Origin of the sequence: Reyranella sp. (genome assembly GCF_052439685.1) — a bacterium.
In the GTDB taxonomy this organism is placed as follows: domain Bacteria; phylum Pseudomonadota; class Alphaproteobacteria; order Reyranellales; family Reyranellaceae; genus Reyranella.
Map to the genome: position 1 here is coordinate 66,771 of NZ_JBQVQG010000010.1, position 18,191 is coordinate 84,961.

General features: G+C 66.6%; 16 protein-coding genes and 1 tRNA gene. 10 read left to right on the top strand and 7 right to left on the bottom strand.

Features of this window, described 5'->3' with window-relative positions:
• The first annotated feature begins 98 nt into the window (after positions 1-98).
• From ACT6UX_RS14940 to mnhG, 6 genes are read left to right on the top strand one after another with little or no spacing between them, the layout of a single operon-like run.
• Positions 99-3,020 carry a monovalent cation/H+ antiporter subunit A gene (locus ACT6UX_RS14940; protein WP_444775948.1) on the top strand — a complete coding sequence of 974 codons (2,922 nt, stop codon included), beginning with the start codon at positions 99-101 and terminating at the stop codon, positions 3,018-3,020.
• Positions 3,020-3,355, top strand: coding sequence for a Na+/H+ antiporter subunit C (locus ACT6UX_RS14945; protein ID WP_444775949.1), 336 nt, complete (start codon positions 3,020-3,022; stop codon positions 3,353-3,355). The genes ACT6UX_RS14940 and ACT6UX_RS14945 overlap by 1 nt, the downstream gene beginning before the upstream one ends.
• Positions 3,355-4,977: a monovalent cation/H+ antiporter subunit D gene (locus tag ACT6UX_RS14950; RefSeq protein ID WP_444775950.1), complete on the top strand. Its 1,623-nt coding sequence runs from the start codon at positions 3,355-3,357 to the stop codon at positions 4,975-4,977. Before ACT6UX_RS14945 ends, ACT6UX_RS14950 begins: the two co-directional genes overlap by 1 nt.
• Positions 4,974-5,459 carry a Na+/H+ antiporter subunit E gene (locus ACT6UX_RS14955; RefSeq protein ID WP_444775951.1) on the top strand — a complete coding sequence of 162 codons (486 nt, stop codon included), beginning with the start codon at positions 4,974-4,976 and terminating at the stop codon, positions 5,457-5,459. Before ACT6UX_RS14950 ends, ACT6UX_RS14955 begins: the two co-directional genes overlap by 4 nt.
• Positions 5,456-5,737 carry a K+/H+ antiporter subunit F gene (locus tag ACT6UX_RS14960; RefSeq protein ID WP_444775952.1) on the top strand — a complete coding sequence of 94 codons (282 nt, stop codon included), beginning with the start codon at positions 5,456-5,458 and terminating at the stop codon, positions 5,735-5,737. Before ACT6UX_RS14955 ends, ACT6UX_RS14960 begins: the two co-directional genes overlap by 4 nt.
• Complete coding sequence (gene mnhG, locus ACT6UX_RS14965) at positions 5,734-6,114, top strand: monovalent cation/H(+) antiporter subunit G (protein ID WP_444775953.1); 381 nt, start codon at positions 5,734-5,736, stop codon at positions 6,112-6,114. Before ACT6UX_RS14960 ends, mnhG begins: the two co-directional genes overlap by 4 nt.
• 70 nt (positions 6,115-6,184) lie before the next feature.
• On the opposite strand, the gene ACT6UX_RS14970 is transcribed toward mnhG, so the two are convergent.
• Both ACT6UX_RS14970 and fghA read right to left on the bottom strand, forming a co-directional pair.
• Positions 6,185-6,269, bottom strand: a tRNA-Leu gene (locus ACT6UX_RS14970).
• A gap of 84 nt (positions 6,270-6,353) precedes the next feature.
• A complete protein-coding gene (gene fghA / locus ACT6UX_RS14975) occupies positions 6,354-7,202 on the bottom strand; it encodes an S-formylglutathione hydrolase (RefSeq protein ID WP_444775954.1) in 849 nt (282 codons plus the stop codon).
• A gap of 179 nt (positions 7,203-7,381) precedes the next feature.
• On the opposite strand from fghA, the gene ACT6UX_RS14980 reads away from it, so the two are divergent.
• Entirely contained in the window at positions 7,382-9,730 is a 2,349-nt protein-coding gene (locus ACT6UX_RS14980) for a Tex family protein (protein WP_444775955.1), read from the top strand.
• Positions 9,731-9,859: 129 nt separating this feature from the next.
• On the opposite strand, the gene ACT6UX_RS14985 is transcribed toward ACT6UX_RS14980, so the two are convergent.
• Positions 9,860-10,528 carry a hypothetical protein gene (locus ACT6UX_RS14985; RefSeq protein ID WP_444775956.1) on the bottom strand — a complete coding sequence of 223 codons (669 nt, stop codon included), beginning with the start codon at positions 10,526-10,528 and terminating at the stop codon, positions 9,860-9,862.
• A gap of 231 nt (positions 10,529-10,759) precedes the next feature.
• On the opposite strand from ACT6UX_RS14985, the gene ACT6UX_RS14990 reads away from it, so the two are divergent.
• Positions 10,760-12,301 carry an AMP-binding protein gene (locus ACT6UX_RS14990; protein ID WP_444775957.1) on the top strand — a complete coding sequence of 514 codons (1,542 nt, stop codon included), beginning with the start codon at positions 10,760-10,762 and terminating at the stop codon, positions 12,299-12,301.
• A gap of 25 nt (positions 12,302-12,326) precedes the next feature.
• Here ACT6UX_RS14990 and ACT6UX_RS14995 read toward each other — a convergent pair whose 3' ends face one another.
• Positions 12,327-12,965, bottom strand: coding sequence for a 2OG-Fe(II) oxygenase family protein (locus tag ACT6UX_RS14995; RefSeq protein WP_444775958.1), 639 nt, complete (start codon positions 12,963-12,965; stop codon positions 12,327-12,329).
• A 204-nt stretch (positions 12,966-13,169) separates the two neighbouring features.
• On the opposite strand from ACT6UX_RS14995, the gene ACT6UX_RS15000 reads away from it, so the two are divergent.
• Both ACT6UX_RS15000 and tldD read left to right on the top strand, forming a co-directional pair.
• Positions 13,170-14,141: a zinc-binding dehydrogenase gene (locus ACT6UX_RS15000; protein WP_444775959.1), complete on the top strand. Its 972-nt coding sequence runs from the start codon at positions 13,170-13,172 to the stop codon at positions 14,139-14,141.
• Between the two features lie 198 nt (positions 14,142-14,339).
• The gene (tldD, locus tag ACT6UX_RS15005; RefSeq protein WP_444776058.1) at positions 14,340-15,701 is read left to right on the top strand and encodes a metalloprotease TldD; all 1,362 of its coding nucleotides are present in this window, start codon (positions 14,340-14,342) and stop codon (positions 15,699-15,701) included.
• 69 nt (positions 15,702-15,770) lie between these two features.
• On the opposite strand, the gene ACT6UX_RS15010 is transcribed toward tldD, so the two are convergent.
• Genes ACT6UX_RS15010 through ACT6UX_RS15020 form a run of 3 tightly spaced genes read right to left on the bottom strand, consistent with a single transcriptional unit; the run spans position 15,771 to position 18,179 of the window.
• Entirely contained in the window at positions 15,771-16,757 is a 987-nt protein-coding gene (locus ACT6UX_RS15010) for a ketopantoate reductase family protein (protein ID WP_444775960.1), read from the bottom strand.
• Between the two features lies 1 nt (position 16,758).
• Complete coding sequence (locus ACT6UX_RS15015) at positions 16,759-17,304, bottom strand: hypothetical protein (protein ID WP_444775961.1); 546 nt, start codon at positions 17,302-17,304, stop codon at positions 16,759-16,761.
• Positions 17,305-17,324: 20 nt separating this feature from the next.
• Positions 17,325-18,179: a VOC family protein gene (locus ACT6UX_RS15020; protein ID WP_444775962.1), complete on the bottom strand. Its 855-nt coding sequence runs from the start codon at positions 18,177-18,179 to the stop codon at positions 17,325-17,327.
• Between the last annotated feature and the right edge of the window lie 12 nt (positions 18,180-18,191).

Sequence of the window (18,191 nt, forward strand, 5' to 3'; positions counted from 1 at the left end):
CGAAATCCGCACGCGAAGAATCGTCTCGGAGGAACTATTTGAGCCGAAAATGCTAGAGTTAGCCGCAGACACACCCCGGATACGCATCGCCAAGGCTCATGACCGACGACGTACTGCTGACCATCCTGATCGTTCTTCCCTTCGTGGGCAGCCTCCTCGCTGCGACGTTCCGCCCCAACGCGCGTAACTCGGAAGCCTGGCTCGCCGGCGGCGTCGCGCTCATCTGCCTTTTCCTGCTGGTCTCTGCCTATCCTGCGATCGTCGAGCGCGAGGTGCTGCGCAGCGAAGCCGAATGGATTCCCGCACTCGGCCTCGGGTTTTCGCTGCGCCTCGACGGTTTCGCCTGGATGTTCGCCCTGCTGGTGACGGGCATCGGCTTCCTGGTCGTTCTCTATGCGCGCTATTACATGTCGCCGAACGATCCCGTGCCGCGCTTCTTCTCGTTCCTGCTCGCCTTCATAGGCAGCATGCTCGGCATCGTCATCGCCGGGAACCTGATCATCCTCCTGTTCTTCTGGGAGCTGACCAGCATCTTCTCGTTCCTGCTGATCGGATACTGGAACCACACGGCCGGTGCACGCGACGGCGCCCGCATGGCCCTGGTCATTACGGGCTTCGGCGGCGTGGCCCTGCTGGCAGGCGTCGTACTGATCGGGCAGATCGTCGGCAGCTACGATCTCGACCAGGTGCTGGCCTCGGGCGACGCCATCCGCTCGCACGTTCTCTACCTGCCGGCCCTCATTCTCATCCTGCTGGGCACGCTGACCAAAAGCGCGCAGTTCCCGTTCCACTTCTGGCTGCCCAATGCCATGGCGGCGCCGACGCCGGTCTCGGCCCTGCTGCACTCGGCGACCATGGTGAAGGCTGGCGTCTTCCTGCTGACGCGCCTGTGGCCGGTGATGGCCGGAACGCCCGAATGGTTCGGGCTTCTGGGACTTGCGGGCATGGCCGCGCTTGTGCTGGGGGCGTTCTTCGCCATCTTCCAGCACGACCTGAAGGGACTCCTCGCCTATTCGACGATCAGCCATCTCGGTCTGATCACCATGCTGCTGAGCCTGGGCAGTCCGCTGGGTGCAGTCGCCGCGATCTTCCACATGATGAACCACGCGACCTTCAAGGCCTCGCTGTTCATGGCGGCCGGCATCATCGACCACGAGACCGGCACGCGCGACATGCGCAAGCTGGGAGGCCTGTTCCACTACATGCCGGTAACCGCCACCCTGGCCATGGTGGCGAGCGCCGCCATGGCGGGCGTGCCGCTGCTCAACGGGTTTCTGTCGAAGGAGATGTTCTTCGCCGAGGCAATCGAGACCCATGTCCACTCGCTGCTCGACACGTCGCAGCCCTATGTCGCGGTGATCGCCAGCACCTTCGCCGTCACCTATTCGCTGCGTTTCATCCATTCGGTGTTCTTCGGCGCCAAGCCCGCCGACCTGCCGCGCGAACCGCACGAGCCGCCGTTCTGGATGCGCGTCCCCAGCATGTTCCTGGTGCTGGCCTGCCTCGTGGTCGGCATCTTCCCCGCGGCGACCGTCGGCCCCTACCTGCTCACGGCCGTGCAGTCCGTGCTCGGCACCCGCACGCCGGTCTTCAGCCTCGCCGTCTGGCACGGCTTCAACCTGCCGCTGATCATGAGCGCGGTGGCGCTCGTCGCGGGCGCACTGCTCTACCTCGCACTCAAGAACTACCTGCGGCACAGTCCCGAGGGACCGCCGCTGCTGCGCCACCTGAACGGCCGTCATCTGTTCGAACGCGGCGTGGTCGTGCTGTCCCTGAAATGGTCTCGGGCGGCCGAGATGTTCGTCAGCACGCGCCGCCTTCAGCCGCAGTTGCGCATCCTGCTGCTGGCGGCCGCCCTCGCGGCGCTGGTGCCATTCGCGACGGGCAGCCTCAGCCTGCGATGGCCGGCGGGAAGCGACATCGATCCCGCGCTCGCGCTGGTCTGGCTGGCCGGCGCCGGCTGCGCGGTCGGCGCCGCCTACCAGGCCAAGTACCATCGGCTGGTCGCCCTCGTCCTGCTGGGCGGGGCGGGCCTCGCGACCTGCATCACCTTCGCCTGGTTCTCCGCTCCCGACCTCGCGCTGACGCAGCTCCTGGTCGAGGTCGTGACCACGATCCTGATTCTGCTGGGCTTGCGCTGGCTGCCAAAGCGCTTCGAGGAGATAACGACGGTGGAGAATCCCTGGCGGCGACGGCTGCGGCGGTCGCGCGACCTCGGGATCGCCTTCGTCGTCGGCGCCGGCATGGCGACATTGGCCTATGCCGTGATGGTGCTGCCCCTGCCCGAATCCATCGGCAGCTACTTCCTGGAACGCGCCTACACCGAAGGCGGTGGCCGCAACGTCGTGAACGTGATCCTCGTCGACTTCCGCGGCTTCGACACGCTGGGCGAGATCACCGTGCTCGCCGTGGTCGCCCTCACCATCTTCGCCCTGCTGCGTCGCTTCCGGCCGGCGCCCGACAATGTCGGCTCGCCGCTGCAGCAGCGCCGGCAGAACGCCTTCGACGAAGCCGAACCCGACCGCAAGGCGGGTGACACGCTCGGCGACTATCTGCTGGTGCCGTCGGTCATCATGAAGTGGCTGTTCCCGGTGATCATCGTGCTGGCGATCTACCTGTTCCTGCGTGGCCACGACCTGCCCGGTGGCGGCTTCGCCGCGGGCATCACGCTCGCGACCGCCTTCATCCTGCAATACCTGGCCTCCGGCACGATCTGGGTGGAGGACAGGCTTCGCATCCTGCCGGTCAACTGGATCGGGCTGAGCCTGCTCCTGGCCGCGATGACCGGAATGGGCTCGTGGCTGTTCGGCTATCCGTTCCTGACTTCGCATTCGCAGTATGTCGACATTCCGTTGATCGGGAGCGTGCCCGCCGCCACCGCGATGTTCTTCGACCTGGGCGTCTTCGGCCTGGTCGTGGGGGCGACGGTGCTCACGCTGATTGCGCTCGCCCACCAGTCGGTGCGCAACCTCCGCGCCTCGCGCACCACGACGGCCCAGGCCGTGCGGGAGGAAGGGTGATGGCGCTGCTCCTCGCGACCTGCATCGGAATCCTGGCCGGCTCCGGCGTCTGGCTGCTCCTGAGGCCGCGCACCTATCAGGTCGTGATCGGCCTGTCCCTCTGCGCGCTGGCGGTCAACCTGTTCATCTTCAGCATGGGCCGGCTGCGCTCCGGTGCGCCGCCGGTTCTCGCGTCGACCACGGGCACCCTGGCGGACTATGCCGATCCGGTGCCGCAGGCGCTGGTCCTGACGGCCATCGTGATCGGCTTCGCGACCACCGCGCTGCTGCTCGTGGTGCTGCTGGCGGCCCGCGGCTTCACCGGAACCGACCATGTCGACGGTCAGGAGCGGTGATGGCGGGCTGGGCACATCATCTGATCATCGCTCCCATCGTGGTGCCGCTTGTGGCGGGCGCGCTGCTGGCGGTCTATGACGAGCGGCGGCAATTCCTGAAGGGTCTGATCAACCTCTTCTCCACCCTGGCGAACCTGGCAATCGCCATCGCCCTGCTGCAGGCCGCCGATACCGACGCGCCCGGCGTCTACCTGCTGGGCAACTGGCCGGCACCGTTCGGCATCGTGCTGGTGCTCGATCGCCTGTCGGCCATGCTGGTCCTGCTGACGGCGGTCCTCGCAACCGCGTCGCTGATCTTCTCGATGGCGCGCTGGCACACGGTCGGCCACCACTTCCATACGCTGTTCCAGTTCCTCGTCATGGGCGTGAACGGCGCCTTTCTCACCGGCGACCTCTTCAACCTCTTCGTCTTCTTCGAGGTCATGCTGGCCTCGTCCTACGGCCTGCTGCTGCACGGATCGGGTCCGCGGCGCGTGCAGGCGAGCCTACACTATGTCGTCGTGAATCTGACGGCCGCCTTCTTCTTCCTGGTCGGCGTCGCCCTGATCTACGGCGTCACCGGAACGCTGAACATGGCCGACCTGGCCGCGCGGATTCCCGCGCTCGCCGCCGAGAACCGGGTGCTGCTCGAGGTCGGCGCGGCGATCCTCGCCATGGCCTTCCTGGTGAAGGCGGCGATGTGGCCCCTCGGCTTCTGGCTGCTCAGCGCCTATCCGGCAGCAGCCCCGCCCGTCGCCGCCATCTTCGCCATCTTGAGCAAGGTCGGCCTCTATGCGCTCCTGCGCCTGCGGCCCCTGCTGTTCGGCGGTGAGGCCGGCGACGCCGCGGGCTACGGCGGCACGCTGCTGTTCGCGGGCGGCCTGGCGACGATCGCCTTCGGCATCCTGGGCGTGCTCGCTTCGCAAGCCATGACCCGGATCGCGAGCTTCAGCCTCATGATCTCCTCCGGCACGGTGCTGGCGGCCATCGGCCTGTCGGATACCCAGGTCACTGGCGGCGCGCTCTTCTACCTCGCCAGTTCGACCCTCACGATCAGCGCCTTCTTCCTCCTGATCGAGCTGATCGAGCGAGGCCAGAATCCCGGCGCCGACCTGATCGCCGTCACGGCTGAAACGATGGGCGCCGAGCCCGACGAGGAGGAGACGACGACCGAGGGCGGAATAGGCTTTCCCGGTACCCTGGCCCTCCTCGGCGCCTGTTTCGTCGCCTGCGCCCTGCTGCTGATCGGCCTGCCGCCGCTGTCCGGCTTCGTCGCCAAGCTGGCCCTCCTGGCGGCGCTCTTCGCGCCGGCCGGCGAAGGGGCCACGGCCGGCCTCTCGGTCGCGAACTGGTCCTTCATCGTGCTGCTGCTCCTGTCAGGAGTCGCGACCCTGATGACGTTGTCGCGCGTCGGTATCCGCGCCTTCTGGGCCCCCGTCGATGCGATCGCGCCACGGGTCCTCGCGGTGGAAGTGGCCCCGGTCGTCGCCCTGCTGCTGCTCACCCTCGTCCTCGCCGTGAAGGGTGGGGCGGTGATGCAGTACATGGACGAGACCGCGCGCTCCGTGCTCGCCCCTTCTTCCTATGTCGAGGACGTGCTGTCGGCGCCGCGCATTCCGCCGGCCAAGGCGGGCCTGCAATGAGCCGCCTCCTGCCCTATCCGTTGCTCGCAGTCTCGCTCCTGGCGATGTGGCTGCTGCTGAACGGCGTGTCGCTCGGACATGTCGTGCTGGGCAGCGTGATCGGCGTCGCGGCCTCGAACGTGACCGCCGCGCTGCAGCCGCCGCGGTCCCGGATCAGGCGCTGGCATCTCATTCCCAAGCTGGTGGCGATCGTCCTGATCGACGTCTGGCGCTCGAACGTGGCCGTCGCCCGGCTGATCCTGTTCCCCACCGGCCACAGGCGCGTGTCCGGTTTCGTCATCGTGCCACTCGAGCTGCGCGAGCCGGCGGCACTGGCGGTCCTCGCCGGCATCCTGACCTGCACGCCGGGAACGGCCTGGGTCGAGTACGATTCGACCGCCAACAAACTGTTGATCCACGTCTTCGACCTGGTCGACGAGATGCACTGGATAGACCTGATCAAGAACCGCTACGAACGGCTGCTGCTGGAGATACTGGTATGAGCGCGACGATCCTCTCCTGGTCCCTGCTGGTCGCCCTGATCCTGCTCGGACTGGCGATGGTCGTCGCCGCCTTCCGCATGATGCGCGGTCCCAGGGCACAGGATCGCATCGTGGCCTTCGACGCCTTCTACGTGAACGCGATGCTGCTCCTGCTGGTCTTCGGCATGCGGACGGGCAGCACGCTCTACTTCGAGGCGGCGCTGGTGATCGCCCTGCTGGGCTTCGTCGCCACGCTGGCGCTCGCCAAGTTCCTGATGCGCGGGGAGATCATCGAATGAACCACGCTGCGGATCTGCCGCTCTGGGCCGCCCTCGTCGTCTCGTTCTTCGTCCTGCTGGGCGCCGGCCTCACGCTGATCGGCGCCATCGGACTGGTGCGCCTCAAGACCTTCTACGATCGCATTCACGCCCCGTCCCTGGGCGCCACCTGGGGCACCGGCGGCATCCTGCTCGGATCCATCCTCCTGTTCTCGGTCCTGCAGTCGCGCCTGGTGGTGCACGAGGTTCTGATCGCGGTGTTCGTGACCGTGACCACGCCGGTCACGCTGATGCTGCTGGGCCGCGCCGCCCTCTATCGCGATCGCAGCGAGAACACCGCCGATCTCCCGCCGCCGCTCAGAACCGAGGGCGAGACGAAATCGGGCGACGCCATCTGACGGCGTCCGTCCGAGCGGGGCTTCGGGAAACACAAACGCCCGTCTGCCACGTTCTCTAGACTAGGCGAGATGGTACCCCCGGTCGGGCTCGAACCAACACTCCGTGAGGAACCTGATTTTGAGTCAGGCGCGTCTACCAATTCCGCCACGGGGGCACACTATCGTGCGCGGGGAATAAAGCCGAAGGGTGGAACCGGGTCAACTGCGGTGGCCGCGTCCCCTCCCCCTGCTGGCAAAACTCAGGCGCGGAGCCTCTCGGCGTGCCATTTCAGATGGTCTTCGATGAAGGTCTGGATGAACCAGTAGGAATGGTCGTAGCCCTCATGCCGCCGCAGCACCAGTTCCTGCCCGGCGCCTGCGGCCGCCGCTTCGAGGGCATCGGGCCGCAGTTGGGGGCCGAGAAACTCGTCCTTCAGCCCCTGGTCGACGAGGACTGGTCCGGCAAAGCGGCTTCCCTGCTTCAGCAGCTCGCTCGCATCCCACGACGCCCACCGCGCCCGATCCGGGCCGAGATAGTTACCGAACGCCTTCTCACCCCAGGGCACGGCGACGGGGTTGCAGATCGGCGCGAAGGCCGAGACCGACCGGTAGGCCTGCGGATTCCTGAGCGCCGCCACCAGCGCGCCGTGGCCGCCCATCGAGTGACCGAACACGCCGCGCCGCGCCGTGTCGACCGGGAAGCGGGCTTCGACCAGCGCGGGCAATTCGCGCGTCACGTAGGAGTACATGCGATAGTTCCGCCGCCACGGCTCGGCCTCGGCATCGAGATAGAAGCCCGCCCCCGTGCCGAAATCCCAGTCCTCGTCCTCGCCCGGCAGGCCGAGACCGCGCGGGCTGGTGTCCGGCGCCACCAGGACGAGGCCGAGCTCGGCCGCATGACGAAGGGCGTTCGCCTTGATCATGAAGGTCTCTTCCGTGCAGGTGAGACCCGCCAGGAAGTAGAGCGCCGGAAGAGGCCGCGCGGATGCCTGCGCAGGCACGAAGACCGAGAACTTCATCTCGGTACCGATCTCCGTCGAGGCATGGCTGTAGAAGCCGATCGTCCCGCCGAAGCAGGCCTGCTCGCTTCGTATCGTCACATCGGCCATCTGCTCACCATCGTTACGCGACCTTCGAACATTGAAGGCGGCGCCGAGCACAGCGCTTCGCAAGCCATTGTGCAAGCGAACAATCCGCTTGAAGTCCCACAGGCGCGCCGTTCATATCCGCGGCCCGGAGTGGCACACGCGTGCGCTCCCCTCTCTCTCATCCGACCCAGAGGTGTTTCTTGGTGCTATCCATCCAGGCGCGCATTGCCGGAGAACTCGGGGTCAAGGAACAACAGGTCCAGGCCACAGTCGAGCTGCTCGACGGCGGCGCGACGGTCCCCTTCATCGCGCGCTACAGGAAGGAAGTCACCGGCTCGCTGGACGATGCCCAGCTCCGCACGCTCGAGGAGCGGCTGGTGTACCTGCGCGAACTCGAAGCCCGGCGCAAGGTCATCCTCGAGTCCGTGCGCGAGCAGGGAAAGCTCGACGCGACGCTCGAAGCGGCGATCCTGGCGGCCGACAGCAAGGGCCGTCTCGAGGACATCTACCTTCCCTACAAGCCCAAGCGCCGCACCAAGGCCGAGATCGCCAAGGAAGCGGGACTGGAGGCGCTGGCCGACCTGCTGCTCGGCGATCCGACCGTCGATCCGCTGGTCCGCGCCGAGCCCTTCGTGTCGGCCGACAAGAACGTCGCCACGGCCGCGGCGGCGCTGGAAGGCGCCCGCGCCATCCTGGTCGAGCGCTTCGCCGAGAATGCCGACCTGATCGGCGCGCTGCGCGAGGAATTCTGGGCCAACGGTCGCCTCGTTTCCAAGGTGCGCGAGGGCAAGCAGGAAGCCGGCGCCAAGTTCAGCGACTATTTCGACTTCTCCGAGGCGCTGGCCAAGATGCCCTCGCATCGCGTGCTGGCCCTGTGCCGCGGCGAACGCGAGGAAATCCTCGGCCTGACCGTCGAACCCGACGATCCCGCGACGCGCCCGCCCGCGGCACAGGCTGTTCCCACCGCCTACGAGCTTCGCATCATGCGGACCTACGGCATTTCCGGCCAGGGACGGCCGGGCGACAAGTGGCTGGCCGACACGGTGCGCTGGGCGTGGCGCACCAAGATCACGATCATGCTGTCGATCGACCTCAGGCTGCGCCTGTGGACGGCAGCCGAGGAAGAAGCGGTGCGGGTGTTCGCCTCGAACCTGCGCGACCTGCTGCTGGCCGCGCCGGCCGGCACGCGGCCGACCCTCGGGCTCGACCCCGGCTTCCGCTCCGGCGTGAAGGTCGCCGTCGTCGACGCCACCGGCAAGGTCGTGGCGACCAGCACGATCTATCCGCACGAGCCGCAGCGGCGCTGGGACGAAGCACTCGCCATCCTGGCGAGGCTGGTGCGCGAACATAAGGTCGAGCTGATCGCGATCGGCAACGGCACCGCTTCGCGCGAGACCGACAAGCTGGCGATCGAGGTGGTGAAAGGTCTGCCGGATCTCAAGCTGCAGAAGATCGTGGTGTCGGAAGCCGGGGCCTCCGTCTACTCGGCGTCGGCCTATGCATCGGAGGAACTCCCCGGCCTCGACGTGACCTTGCGCGGCGCCGTATCGATCGCACGCCGTCTCCAGGATCCGCTGGCGGAGCTGGTTAAGATCGATCCCAAGTCGATCGGTGTCGGCCAGTACCAGCACGATCTCAGCGAGTTCAAGCTGTCGCGCTCGCTCGACGCGGTGGTCGAGGATTGCGTGAACGGCGTCGGCGTGGATCTCAACACCGCCTCGGCGCCGCTACTGGCGCGCGTCTCCGGCATCGGCACGTCGCTGGCCCAGAGCATCGTCTCCCACCGCGACACGAACGGCGCCTTCCGCTCGCGCAAGGCGCTGAAGGACGTGCCGCGTCTCGGCCCCAAGGCCTTCGAACAGTGCGCCGGCTTCCTGCGCATCCCCGGCGGCGACGATCCGCTCGACGCCTCGGCGGTGCATCCCGAATCCTATCCGGTGGTGCACCGGATCCTGGAGGCGACCAAGAGCAGGATCGATGCCGTTCTCGGCAATGCGCCCGTCCTTCGCGCCCTGTCGCCGAGCACTTTCGTCGACGAGCGGTTCGGCCTGCCGACCGTCACCGACATCCTGCGCGAGCTCGAGAAACCGGGACGCGATCCTCGTCCGGCCTTCAAGACGGCGGAGTTCAAGGCCGGCATCGAGACGCTGGACGACCTCGAGCCGGGAATGATCCTCGAAGGCGTCGTCACCAACGTGGCCGCGTTCGGGGCCTTCGTCGATATCGGCGTCCACCAGGACGGGCTGGTGCACGTGTCGGCGCTGTCGAAGACCTTCGTGAAGGATCCCCGCAGTGTGGTGAAGCCGGGCGACATCGTGCGCGTGAAAGTCCTCGACGTCGACAAGCCGCGCAAGCGCATCGCCCTGTCGTTGCGACTCGACGACGAGGCCGGCAGCCCGGCGGCACGCTCCGGCCGCCCCGAAAGCGGCGGCGGCGCCTCGAGGCGCGATCAGGCCCGCGTGCAACCGGCAAAGGCCAGCGCCCCCGCTAGCGCCCTTGCCGACGCTTTGCGCCGGGCCGGCGTCGGAGGCGGCAAGGGAACACGCTGATCCTCGCGCCATCGGAGAGAGGTGGGTGCGACTGCGTCAGAACGGTCCCGCCTTGTAGAGGCGCGACGCCCGCTTAGTGGCTTGCCGAGCGACTTCGTTGGAACACGCCGCCGACACTCCCCCGTCAACTCAAGGTTGCGCCTTCCTTTCAAGGGCGACGTCCACCGTGAGCAGCGTGGCGTTCGGATAGAAGCGAAACTCGATCTCGTAGGATTGCCGATCGTCGCTGCCGGCATAGACGATGTGGGAGTTGCCGCGCGGGCGCGTTGCGACCGCTTGCTTTCTGTGAATCGAAGGAAGCTCGGGTGGAGCAACCTGCCAGCCATGGCCGTAGAGCGATTCGATGGAGTCGAAGTCAACGTCGGAAGACTCTGTCAGGACAAACGACCACACGGCGGTCACCTTGTCTGGCTCTGAGCGATACAAGAACGTCGCCGAGATCGCCTCGATTTTGGAACCGCCTATCGTTTGAGGCGGGGTGGATATTGAAAAAGTTGGCAAGTAACCCGATCGAAAATCCGGCGCAGGCTTTTCCCGCCAGTCCACCATGGTGGCGCCAAAGTAACTCTTGAGGTTCTTTTCGAGATAGAAGCCTTCTTGCAGCAATACACCGGTTGAGATTGCTGCCTTCAAACTCTGCATGATGCCAGGAATGGTTGTCGGACGCCCGTCGGCCCCCTGAGGGTCGCGGGCCTCCGGAACCTTCGTAAGAGCCGCCATCGGGAGGCAGGAAAGCGCCACCACGGAGAGGAAGAGGCAGCCAATTCCAGAAGCCGAGTTCGTTGCCGTCCAGCGCATGCCAGCTTATCCGATTGAGGTTGCACTCGACCGCGTGGGTAACGACCGAGCGTCAAGCGCGAGCTTCATCAGCCTCGGCCACGGAGTCAAAGGCCGGGAAACCTGATCTTCGCCAGACGAGCCTTCCCATTGTCTCGCAATCGCGCCCAACCGGATGCGGCAAACAAGCCGACCAGCGGAACTGGCACAACGCTTGCGAGTGTTGTGCCGGTCGGCTCTTATGCGGCCGTCATGCATCCCTATCATCACGCCCGCACCCATCCCGACAAGCCCGCCTACATCATGGCCGGCAGCGGCGAGACGGTGACCTATCGCCAGCTCGACGAGCAGTCCAACCGCATCGCGCAGCTCTTCCGTTCGCTCGGCCTCCAGGCCGGCGATCATGTCGCGATCTTCCTCGAGAACAATCCGCGTTTCTTCGAGATCTGCTGGGGCGCCCAGCGCTCGGGCCTGGTCTACACGGCGATCAGTTCGCGCCTCACTGCCGCCGAGGTCGACTACATCGTCACCGATTGCGGCGCCCGGCTGTTCGTCACCTCGAAGGCCCTGGCCGACAAGGCCGCCGAACTGGTGCCGCTCATGAAGGGCGCGCCGCATCGCTTCATGATCGACGGCACGGTCCCCGGCTACGCCTCCTGGGAGGAAGCGGTCGCGCGCTTTCCCGCGACGCCCATCGCCGACGAAACGGCCGGCCACGACATGCTCTATTCGTCGGGAACGACGGGCCGGCCCAAGGGCGTCATGCCGGTGGTCGAGAGGCAGCCGATCGACTTCGACAATCCGCTGCTGGCAGTCAGCCGCAGGCTCTACGGCATCGACAGCAACACGATCTATCTGTCGCCGGCGCCGCTCTATCATGCGGCTCCGCTGCGCTTCAACATGAGCGTCATGCGGCTGGGCGGCACCTCGGTGATCATGGAGCATTTCGACGCCGAGGAATATCTGGCGCTGATCCCCAAGTACCGGATCACGCACACCCAGGTCGTGCCGACCATGTTCGTGCGCTTCCTCAAGCTCCCCGACGAGGTGCGCGCGAAGTACGACGTCTCGTCGCTGAAGTGCGCGATCCATGCCGCCGCGCCCTGCCCGATCCCGACCAAGGAAGCGATGATCCAATGGTGGGGCCCGATCATCTGGGAGTATTACGGCGGGACCGAAGGCAACGGCCTTACCATGTGCAACGCCCAGGAATGGCTGGCGCACAAGGGCACGGTCGGCCGCGCCATCATCGGCAAGCTCAAGATCTGCGACGACGAGGGCAACGAGCTGCCGACCGGCGAATCCGGCACCGTCTATTTCGCCGAGGGCCGTGCGTTCGAGTATCACAACGATCCGAAGAAGACCGCCGAGTCGCGCCATCCCAAGGGCTGGAGCACGCTCGGCGACGTGGGCTATCTCGACGCCGACGGCTTCCTGCACCTGACCGACCGCAAGGCCTTCATGATCATTTCCGGCGGGGTGAACATCTACCCGCAGGAGTGCGAGAACCTGCTGATCAACCACCCGAAGGTGATGGACTGCGCCGTGTTCGGCGTGCCCAACCCGGACTTCGGCGAGGAAGTGAAGGCGGTCGTGCAGCCCCGCGACATGGCCGACGCGAGCCCCGCGCTCGCCGAGGAGCTGATCGCCTACTGCAAGCAGCACCTCTCCGCGATCAAGTGCCCGCGCAGCATCGACTTCGAAGAGGAACTGCCGCGCCATCCGACCGGCAAGCTCTACAAGCGCCTGCTGCGCGACCGCTACTGGCAGGGCATGGCCAGCAAGATCGCCTAGTCAGCGGCAACGTCGGGCACCACCGCTACGAAGCGCCCGCCGACGCCTTCCACCTCGGGGCGGCCAGCGTCTCGGCGTAGTTGGTGAACATCAGGTTGAACGAGATGCTGACGCGCTCCGTCGTGCCTTCGTTGGAAGGCACGTGGTGGCGCAGCCACGACGGGAACATCACCATCCGGCCGGGCTGCGGCTGGGCTACGGATGCATTGGCCGTCACGTTCGTGGGCTTGCCGCTCCACGGCATGATCGAGATCGGCCGCGGATCCTGGAAGACGATATCGGTGCCGCTGCCGGGTATGTCGACGTAGTAGACGCCGCTCAGGAAATTGTTCGGGTGGGCGTGCGTAGGATGGTAGCTGCCCGGCGGATTCACGTTGGCCCAGCAGCCCGTGATCATCAGTGGAAAGCGCTCGAGCTGAAGATATTCCAGGACGCTCTTCGCGGAGACTTCGATCAAGCCAGTCAGTTCTGCGAAGCCCGGTCGCGTATGCAGGTCGTGCGGCGTCTGCCAGTTCCGGCCGCTCTGCAGCGGGGGGCGCGGCGCAATGATCGCTTCGATCTCGGCCCTGAGACTGGCGTTGAAAGGCGCCGCGTCCGCGGGGGCAATGTCGAGGATCCAGAGCGGCGTCGGGAACAGCTCCTGGACCTGCTGCTTGATTTTCATATCCTCTTCCCCTCCACGTCTTTCGATTTCTAGTGCGCTTTTTGTTCTTTCACAACGAAGGGCACCCAGCCTCCGGAACCTCCTCACCAATCGAAACGATCTCCAGTAAAACCGTGAACGGCGCGGGACGGGCATAGGCCCCCGGTCTCCTGCCTGCTAAGCAGGAACCCTGAGTCACCAAGCCTTTTCCAGGGGAGATCCGCCATGAAGGCAGCCGTCGTCACCGACCAGGGCGTCCAGTTCACCGACGCCCCGAAGCCCGCGCCGAAGGGCAACGAAATCCTGATCAAGGTGAAGGCCGCGTCGCTGAACCGCGCCGACCTCGCGGTCGCGTCGGGCCATTCGCACGGCCGCATCGGCGGCCCCGGCACCATCGTCGGCCTCGAATGTGCGGGCGAGGTCGAGGCGGTCGGCCCCGACGTGAAGGACTTCAAGCCGGGCGACCGGGTCATGAGCGCGGCGGCCGGCGGCTTCGCCGAATACGCCGTCACCGATGCCGGCCGCGCCCACAAGATCCCGGCCAACAACATGAGCTACGAGCAGGCCGCCTGTATGCCCGTGGCTGTGCAGACCATGCACAATGCGCTGGTCGGCGCCGGCCGCCTCAGGAAGGGCGAGACCGTGCTGATCCAGGGCGCCAGCTCGGGCGTCGGCCTGCTCGGCATGCAGATCGCCAAGATCATGGGTGCCTCGGTCGTGCTCGGCAGCTCGACCAACGACGCCCGTCGCGCCCGGCTGGGCGAGTTCGGCTGCGACGTGGCGATCGACACGCGCGATCCGAAATGGCCGGAGAAGGTCAAGGAAGCGACCGGCGGCAAGGGCGTCGACGTGATCGTCGACCAGGTCTCGGGAGGCGTGATGAACCAGAACATGGAAGCCGCCGCCATCCTCGGCCGCATCGTCAATGTCGGCCGGCTGGGCGGCATGAAGGGCGAGTTCAACTTCGACCTGCATGCGTTGAAGCGCATCGACTATATCGGCGTGACCTTCCGCACCCGCAGCCCCGAGGAGGTGCGCGACATCGTGCAGGCCGCCCGCAAGGACCTCTGGACGGCCATCGAGGAAGGCAAGCTCAGCCTGCCGATCGACAAGACCTTCCCCCTGTCCGAGGCCGCCGCCGCGCTTGCGCACATGAAGGCCAATGCCCATTTTGGGAAGATCGTATTGGTGGTGTGAGCCGGTGTCGTCCTGAGCGCAGCGAGGGACCTGACCTCACAACATCGATGTGTCTGTAGCTGGCGCTTGGTCCTTCGCTGCGCTCAGGACGACAAAAGAGCAAGGTGTGCCGCAATGAGCAAGTCGATCAACCATCTCGCCACCGCCGACGGCCTGTTCTTCGGCAAGGACGGCCTCGACAAGCGCAAGACCGAGAAGATGGTCGACGACGCGCTGGCCGGCACCGACGATGGCGAGCTGTTCCTCGAATATGTCCAGAGCGAGAGCCTGTCGTTCGACGACGGCAAGCTGAAGAGCGCATCCTACGACACCTCGCAGGGCTTCGGCCTGCGCTCGGTGGCGGGCGACGTCACGGGGTTCGCGCACGCCTCGGCGCTCGACGAGCAGGCGCTGAAGCGCGCGGCCGAGACGGTGAAGACCGTGCGCTCGGGCCGCGGCGGCACCTCCGACGAGTCTCCGCGCGGCACCAACCGGCTGCTCTATGCCGATGACAATCCGATCGACGGTGTGCCCTTCGCCCAGAAGGTCGCGTTGATGCAGGAGATCGACGCCTATGTGCGGGGCAAGGAGCCCAAGGCTCGCCAGGTCTCGGTCTCGCTGTCGGGCTCGTGGCAGGTCGTGGAGATCGTCCGCGCCGGCGGTTGGCGCGCCGCCGACGTCCGCCCGCTGGTGCGCCTGAACGTCAGCGTTGTCTGCGCCGACGGCTCGCGCATGGAAGCCGGCAGCACCGGCAGCGGCCGCCGCGCCGCCTATGGCAACATCTTCCTGCCGTCCTATTGGCAGAAGGAAGCCGACGAGGCGATCCGCCAGTCGCTGGTCAACCTCGATTCGATCGACGCGCCGGCCGGCGAGATGCCGGTCGTGCTGGGCGCCGGCTGGTCGGGTGTGCTGTGGCACGAGGCGGTCGGCCATGGGCTGGAAGGCGACTTCCACCGCAAGAAGACGTCGATGTTCAGCCACCTGATGGGCGAGATGATCGCCTCGCCGGGCGTCACCGTGGTCGACGACGGCACGCTGAACGACCGCCGCGGCTCGCTCACCATCGACGACGAGGGCACGCCGACGCAGCGCAACGTGCTGATCGAGGATGGCCGCCTGGTCGGCCTCATGCAGGATCGCATGAACGCGCGCCTGATGGGCGTGAAGCCGACCGGCAACGGCCGCCGGCAGGGCCACGCCTACGCGCCGATGCCGCGCATGACCAACACCTTCATGCTGGGCGGCGACAAAGACCCGAAGGAGATCATCTCCTCGGTGAAGAAGGGCCTCTACTGCGCCAACTTCGGCGGCGGCCAGGTCGACATCGTCTCGGGCAAGTTCGTGTTCAGCGTGACCGAGGGCTACCTGATCGAGGACGGCAAGATCGGCCGCCCGGTCAAGGGCGCCACCCTGATCGGTGCCGGCTCGGATGCGCTGACCCGCGTCGGCATGGTCGGCAACGACATGTCGCTCGATCCGGGCATCGGCACCTGCGGCAAGGACGGCCAGGGCGTCCCCGTCGGCGTCGGCCAGCCCACCCTGCGCATCGACGCGCTCACGGTCGGCGGCACCGCGACCTGAGATTGCGAGGTCGTTAGCCGAGCACCTGTCGCTGGCAGCCCGATTGGGCACCAGCGGCGACGCTCGGGGTCAGGACTGATAGAGGCCTTTTGATTCCGCGAGGCTGACACAGATCGCTTCGATGGCGTCGAGCGTGGGCGTGTCGACGCCGGCAGCCCTTGCGAAGGCGACCGGCGCACGCACGATCGCCTCGACCTCCATCGGCCGGCCGCCTTCGTAGTCCTGCAGGATCGACGGGCGATGGTCTGGGTAGACGCGCTTGGGCCCGTAGCGGACCTCGGACGAATCGTCGAGCCTGACTCCGTGCGCCGCGGCGACCGCCAGCGCCTCGGCATGAGCCCGGCGGGCCAGGCGGTTGACCATCGGCGTCGCCTGGATGGTCGTCGGCTGGCGCAGGATGAGACACAGCGTCGAGCCGGTGAGGTTGGCCATCAGTTTGTGCCAGATGTCGTAGCGGATGTCGGTGGTCGAGGGCGAGGATATGCCGGCCGCGATCAGCGTCTCGCGCAGCTTCACGATGCGCGGCGTCTGACTGTCGTCAGGCTCGCCGACCCAGAGCACGTTGCGCTCGGGCGAGATGTTGCGCACGACGCCGGGCTCGATCACGTGGTTGGACGAAGTAATGACGCCGCCCAGGGTGCGGTCGAAGCCCACGGACTTCTGCAGCGCGCCGCCGGGATCGAGGCGCGACAGGTCGGGCGCCTTCGGGCGGTCCTTGCCCAGCCCATGCCCGTACCACCAGGGAATGCCGTTCTGGGCGAAGACGACGGCCGTTTCGGGCCCGAGCAGCGGCGCCACCGTGTCGGCGATCGCCGACAGGCTGGACGCCTTCAGGGTCGAGATCACCACGTCCTGCGGGCCGAGATCGGCCGGCCGGTCGCTCGCCGCGACCTTGGCGACGATGGTCCTGTCCCCCGTGAGCAGCGTGAGCCCCTTGGCGCGGATCGCCTCGAGATGGGGACCGCGCGCCACGACGGAGACCTCGTTACCGGCCGCCGCGAGACGCGTCGCATAGTTGCCGCCGATCGCGCCGGCCCCGAAAACGCAGATACGCATCCTAGCTCTTGGTCTCCGCGAACCGCAGCGAGTTCAGGAAACGCGCCGCCGCGGCCTTCGTCTCCTCGTCGTTCTTTGCCGTCACCAGCAGGCGATAGAGCCGGTCCTTTACGATGTAGGTGCGCATCATCACCAGCGATCCCTGTTGATCGGCGATATCGAGCGCGTAGCCGTCCCAGCCCTGCAGGGTGACCGGTTCGTCGAGCACGTACTTGAACGTGGCACGGGGAAAGGCCTTCTCGGCCTCGCCGCGCCCCAGTTCGCGCGCCATCTCCTTGCTGTCCTTGGACGAGAACCAGCCGGGCTCGTAGTCGACATAGTCGAAGTCGAACATCTCGTCGGCGCGCTTGGCGGCCCAGGCGACCCGCTCGCCGGCGTGACCTTTCTCCTTCTCGCCCGCGGTGCTCTTGTTGACCGGTGCCGGCATCTCCAGCCGGAAGCGCAGGTCGGACCCCACAACGGTCTGCCACTGGTCGGACTGGGCATAGACGACCGTCGGAACGGCCGAAAAGGCCGGAGCCGTGAAAACGAACGAACGACGGGTCATTCCAATACTCTTCGACAAACTCATGCGGGCGGCACCAATTCTTCGCGGCCCGACCAGTCCCAGGCCAGACCGGTGCGCGAGACGCCGAGCAGCACCCCGTGCAGTTCCTTCGGGTGGATCCAGCCGCCGTCGGGATCCGTCACGGGATCCGAGCCACGCGGCGTATAGCGCGCACCGGCGTCGAGCAGGCGCTGACGCACGTTCGGCCAGTCGTGAACCTCGACGTAGCACATGTAGAGCGAGTCGCCGTGCTTGTGAGCGTAGCGGCCCATCGCCTGCACATTGTCGGTAACCTGGCTGAGTTCGATGCGGTCGAGCCGGTTGGGCGGATCGAACAGAGTGAGTGTGCCGATGTATCCGAAGCGCTCGCTGCCGATCTCGCTGAAGCGCGCGGGATCGAGTCCGAACAGGCCGGCATAGACCGCAGCGACGCGGCGCCAGTCGCTCATCAATGTGTTGGTGGTCTCGTAGAGGAACGACACCGGGCCGACCCTCGGCCGGTAGGTGCTCTCGGAAATCACCATCGGCAACCCGAAGGTCGTCTCGGCCGAAAGATAGAGCTGCTCGTTGTCGAGATCGTAGGGAATGCCGAGACCTTCCCAGCGCTTCACCATGCCGTCGAGGTCGGCGGTGCAGTAGCCGGCAGTCATCAGGCCTTCGCCGCGGCGGCTCAGGAAATCCTGGGTGAGGCCTGCGCCGTCGGGCTCGCAGAGCTCGAACTCGCTCTCGCCGACGGCCAGGATGGTGCGCTTGGCCGAAAGGTGCCGGCTATGGTCCTGCCGCGACACCTGGCTGCCGAGCAACTGGCCGAAGCGCTGCGCCGCCTTGGCGGCGTCTTGCACGGCGATCTGGACGCGGTCGCAACGATCGAGCATGTCGCGACCTTA

Coding starts and splice junctions, on each gene's coding strand:
- ACT6UX_RS14940 (WP_444775948.1), top strand. CDS start 99: ATGACCGACGACGTACTGCTGACCATCCTGATCGTTCTTCCCTTCGTG.
- ACT6UX_RS14955 (WP_444775951.1), top strand. CDS start 4,974: ATGAGCCGCCTCCTGCCCTATCCGTTGCTCGCAGTCTCGCTCCTGGCG.
- tldD (WP_444776058.1), top strand. CDS start 14,340: ATGGTCGACGACGCGCTGGCCGGCACCGACGATGGCGAGCTGTTCCTC.
- ACT6UX_RS15010 (WP_444775960.1), bottom strand. CDS start 16,757: ATGCGTATCTGCGTTTTCGGGGCCGGCGCGATCGGCGGCAACTATGCG.
- fghA (WP_444775954.1), bottom strand. CDS start 7,202: ATGGCCGATGTGACGATACGAAGCGAGCAGGCCTGCTTCGGCGGGACG.
- ACT6UX_RS14960 (WP_444775952.1), top strand. CDS start 5,456: ATGAGCGCGACGATCCTCTCCTGGTCCCTGCTGGTCGCCCTGATCCTG.
- ACT6UX_RS14990 (WP_444775957.1), top strand. CDS start 10,760: ATGCATCCCTATCATCACGCCCGCACCCATCCCGACAAGCCCGCCTAC.
- ACT6UX_RS14985 (WP_444775956.1), bottom strand. CDS start 10,528: ATGCGCTGGACGGCAACGAACTCGGCTTCTGGAATTGGCTGCCTCTTC.
- ACT6UX_RS14945 (WP_444775949.1), top strand. CDS start 3,020: ATGGCGCTGCTCCTCGCGACCTGCATCGGAATCCTGGCCGGCTCCGGC.
- ACT6UX_RS15020 (WP_444775962.1), bottom strand. CDS start 18,179: ATGCTCGATCGTTGCGACCGCGTCCAGATCGCCGTGCAAGACGCCGCC.
- mnhG (WP_444775953.1), top strand. CDS start 5,734: ATGAACCACGCTGCGGATCTGCCGCTCTGGGCCGCCCTCGTCGTCTCG.
- ACT6UX_RS14950 (WP_444775950.1), top strand. CDS start 3,355: ATGGCGGGCTGGGCACATCATCTGATCATCGCTCCCATCGTGGTGCCG.
- ACT6UX_RS14995 (WP_444775958.1), bottom strand. CDS start 12,965: ATGAAAATCAAGCAGCAGGTCCAGGAGCTGTTCCCGACGCCGCTCTGG.
- ACT6UX_RS15015 (WP_444775961.1), bottom strand. CDS start 17,304: ATGACCCGTCGTTCGTTCGTTTTCACGGCTCCGGCCTTTTCGGCCGTT.
- ACT6UX_RS15000 (WP_444775959.1), top strand. CDS start 13,170: ATGAAGGCAGCCGTCGTCACCGACCAGGGCGTCCAGTTCACCGACGCC.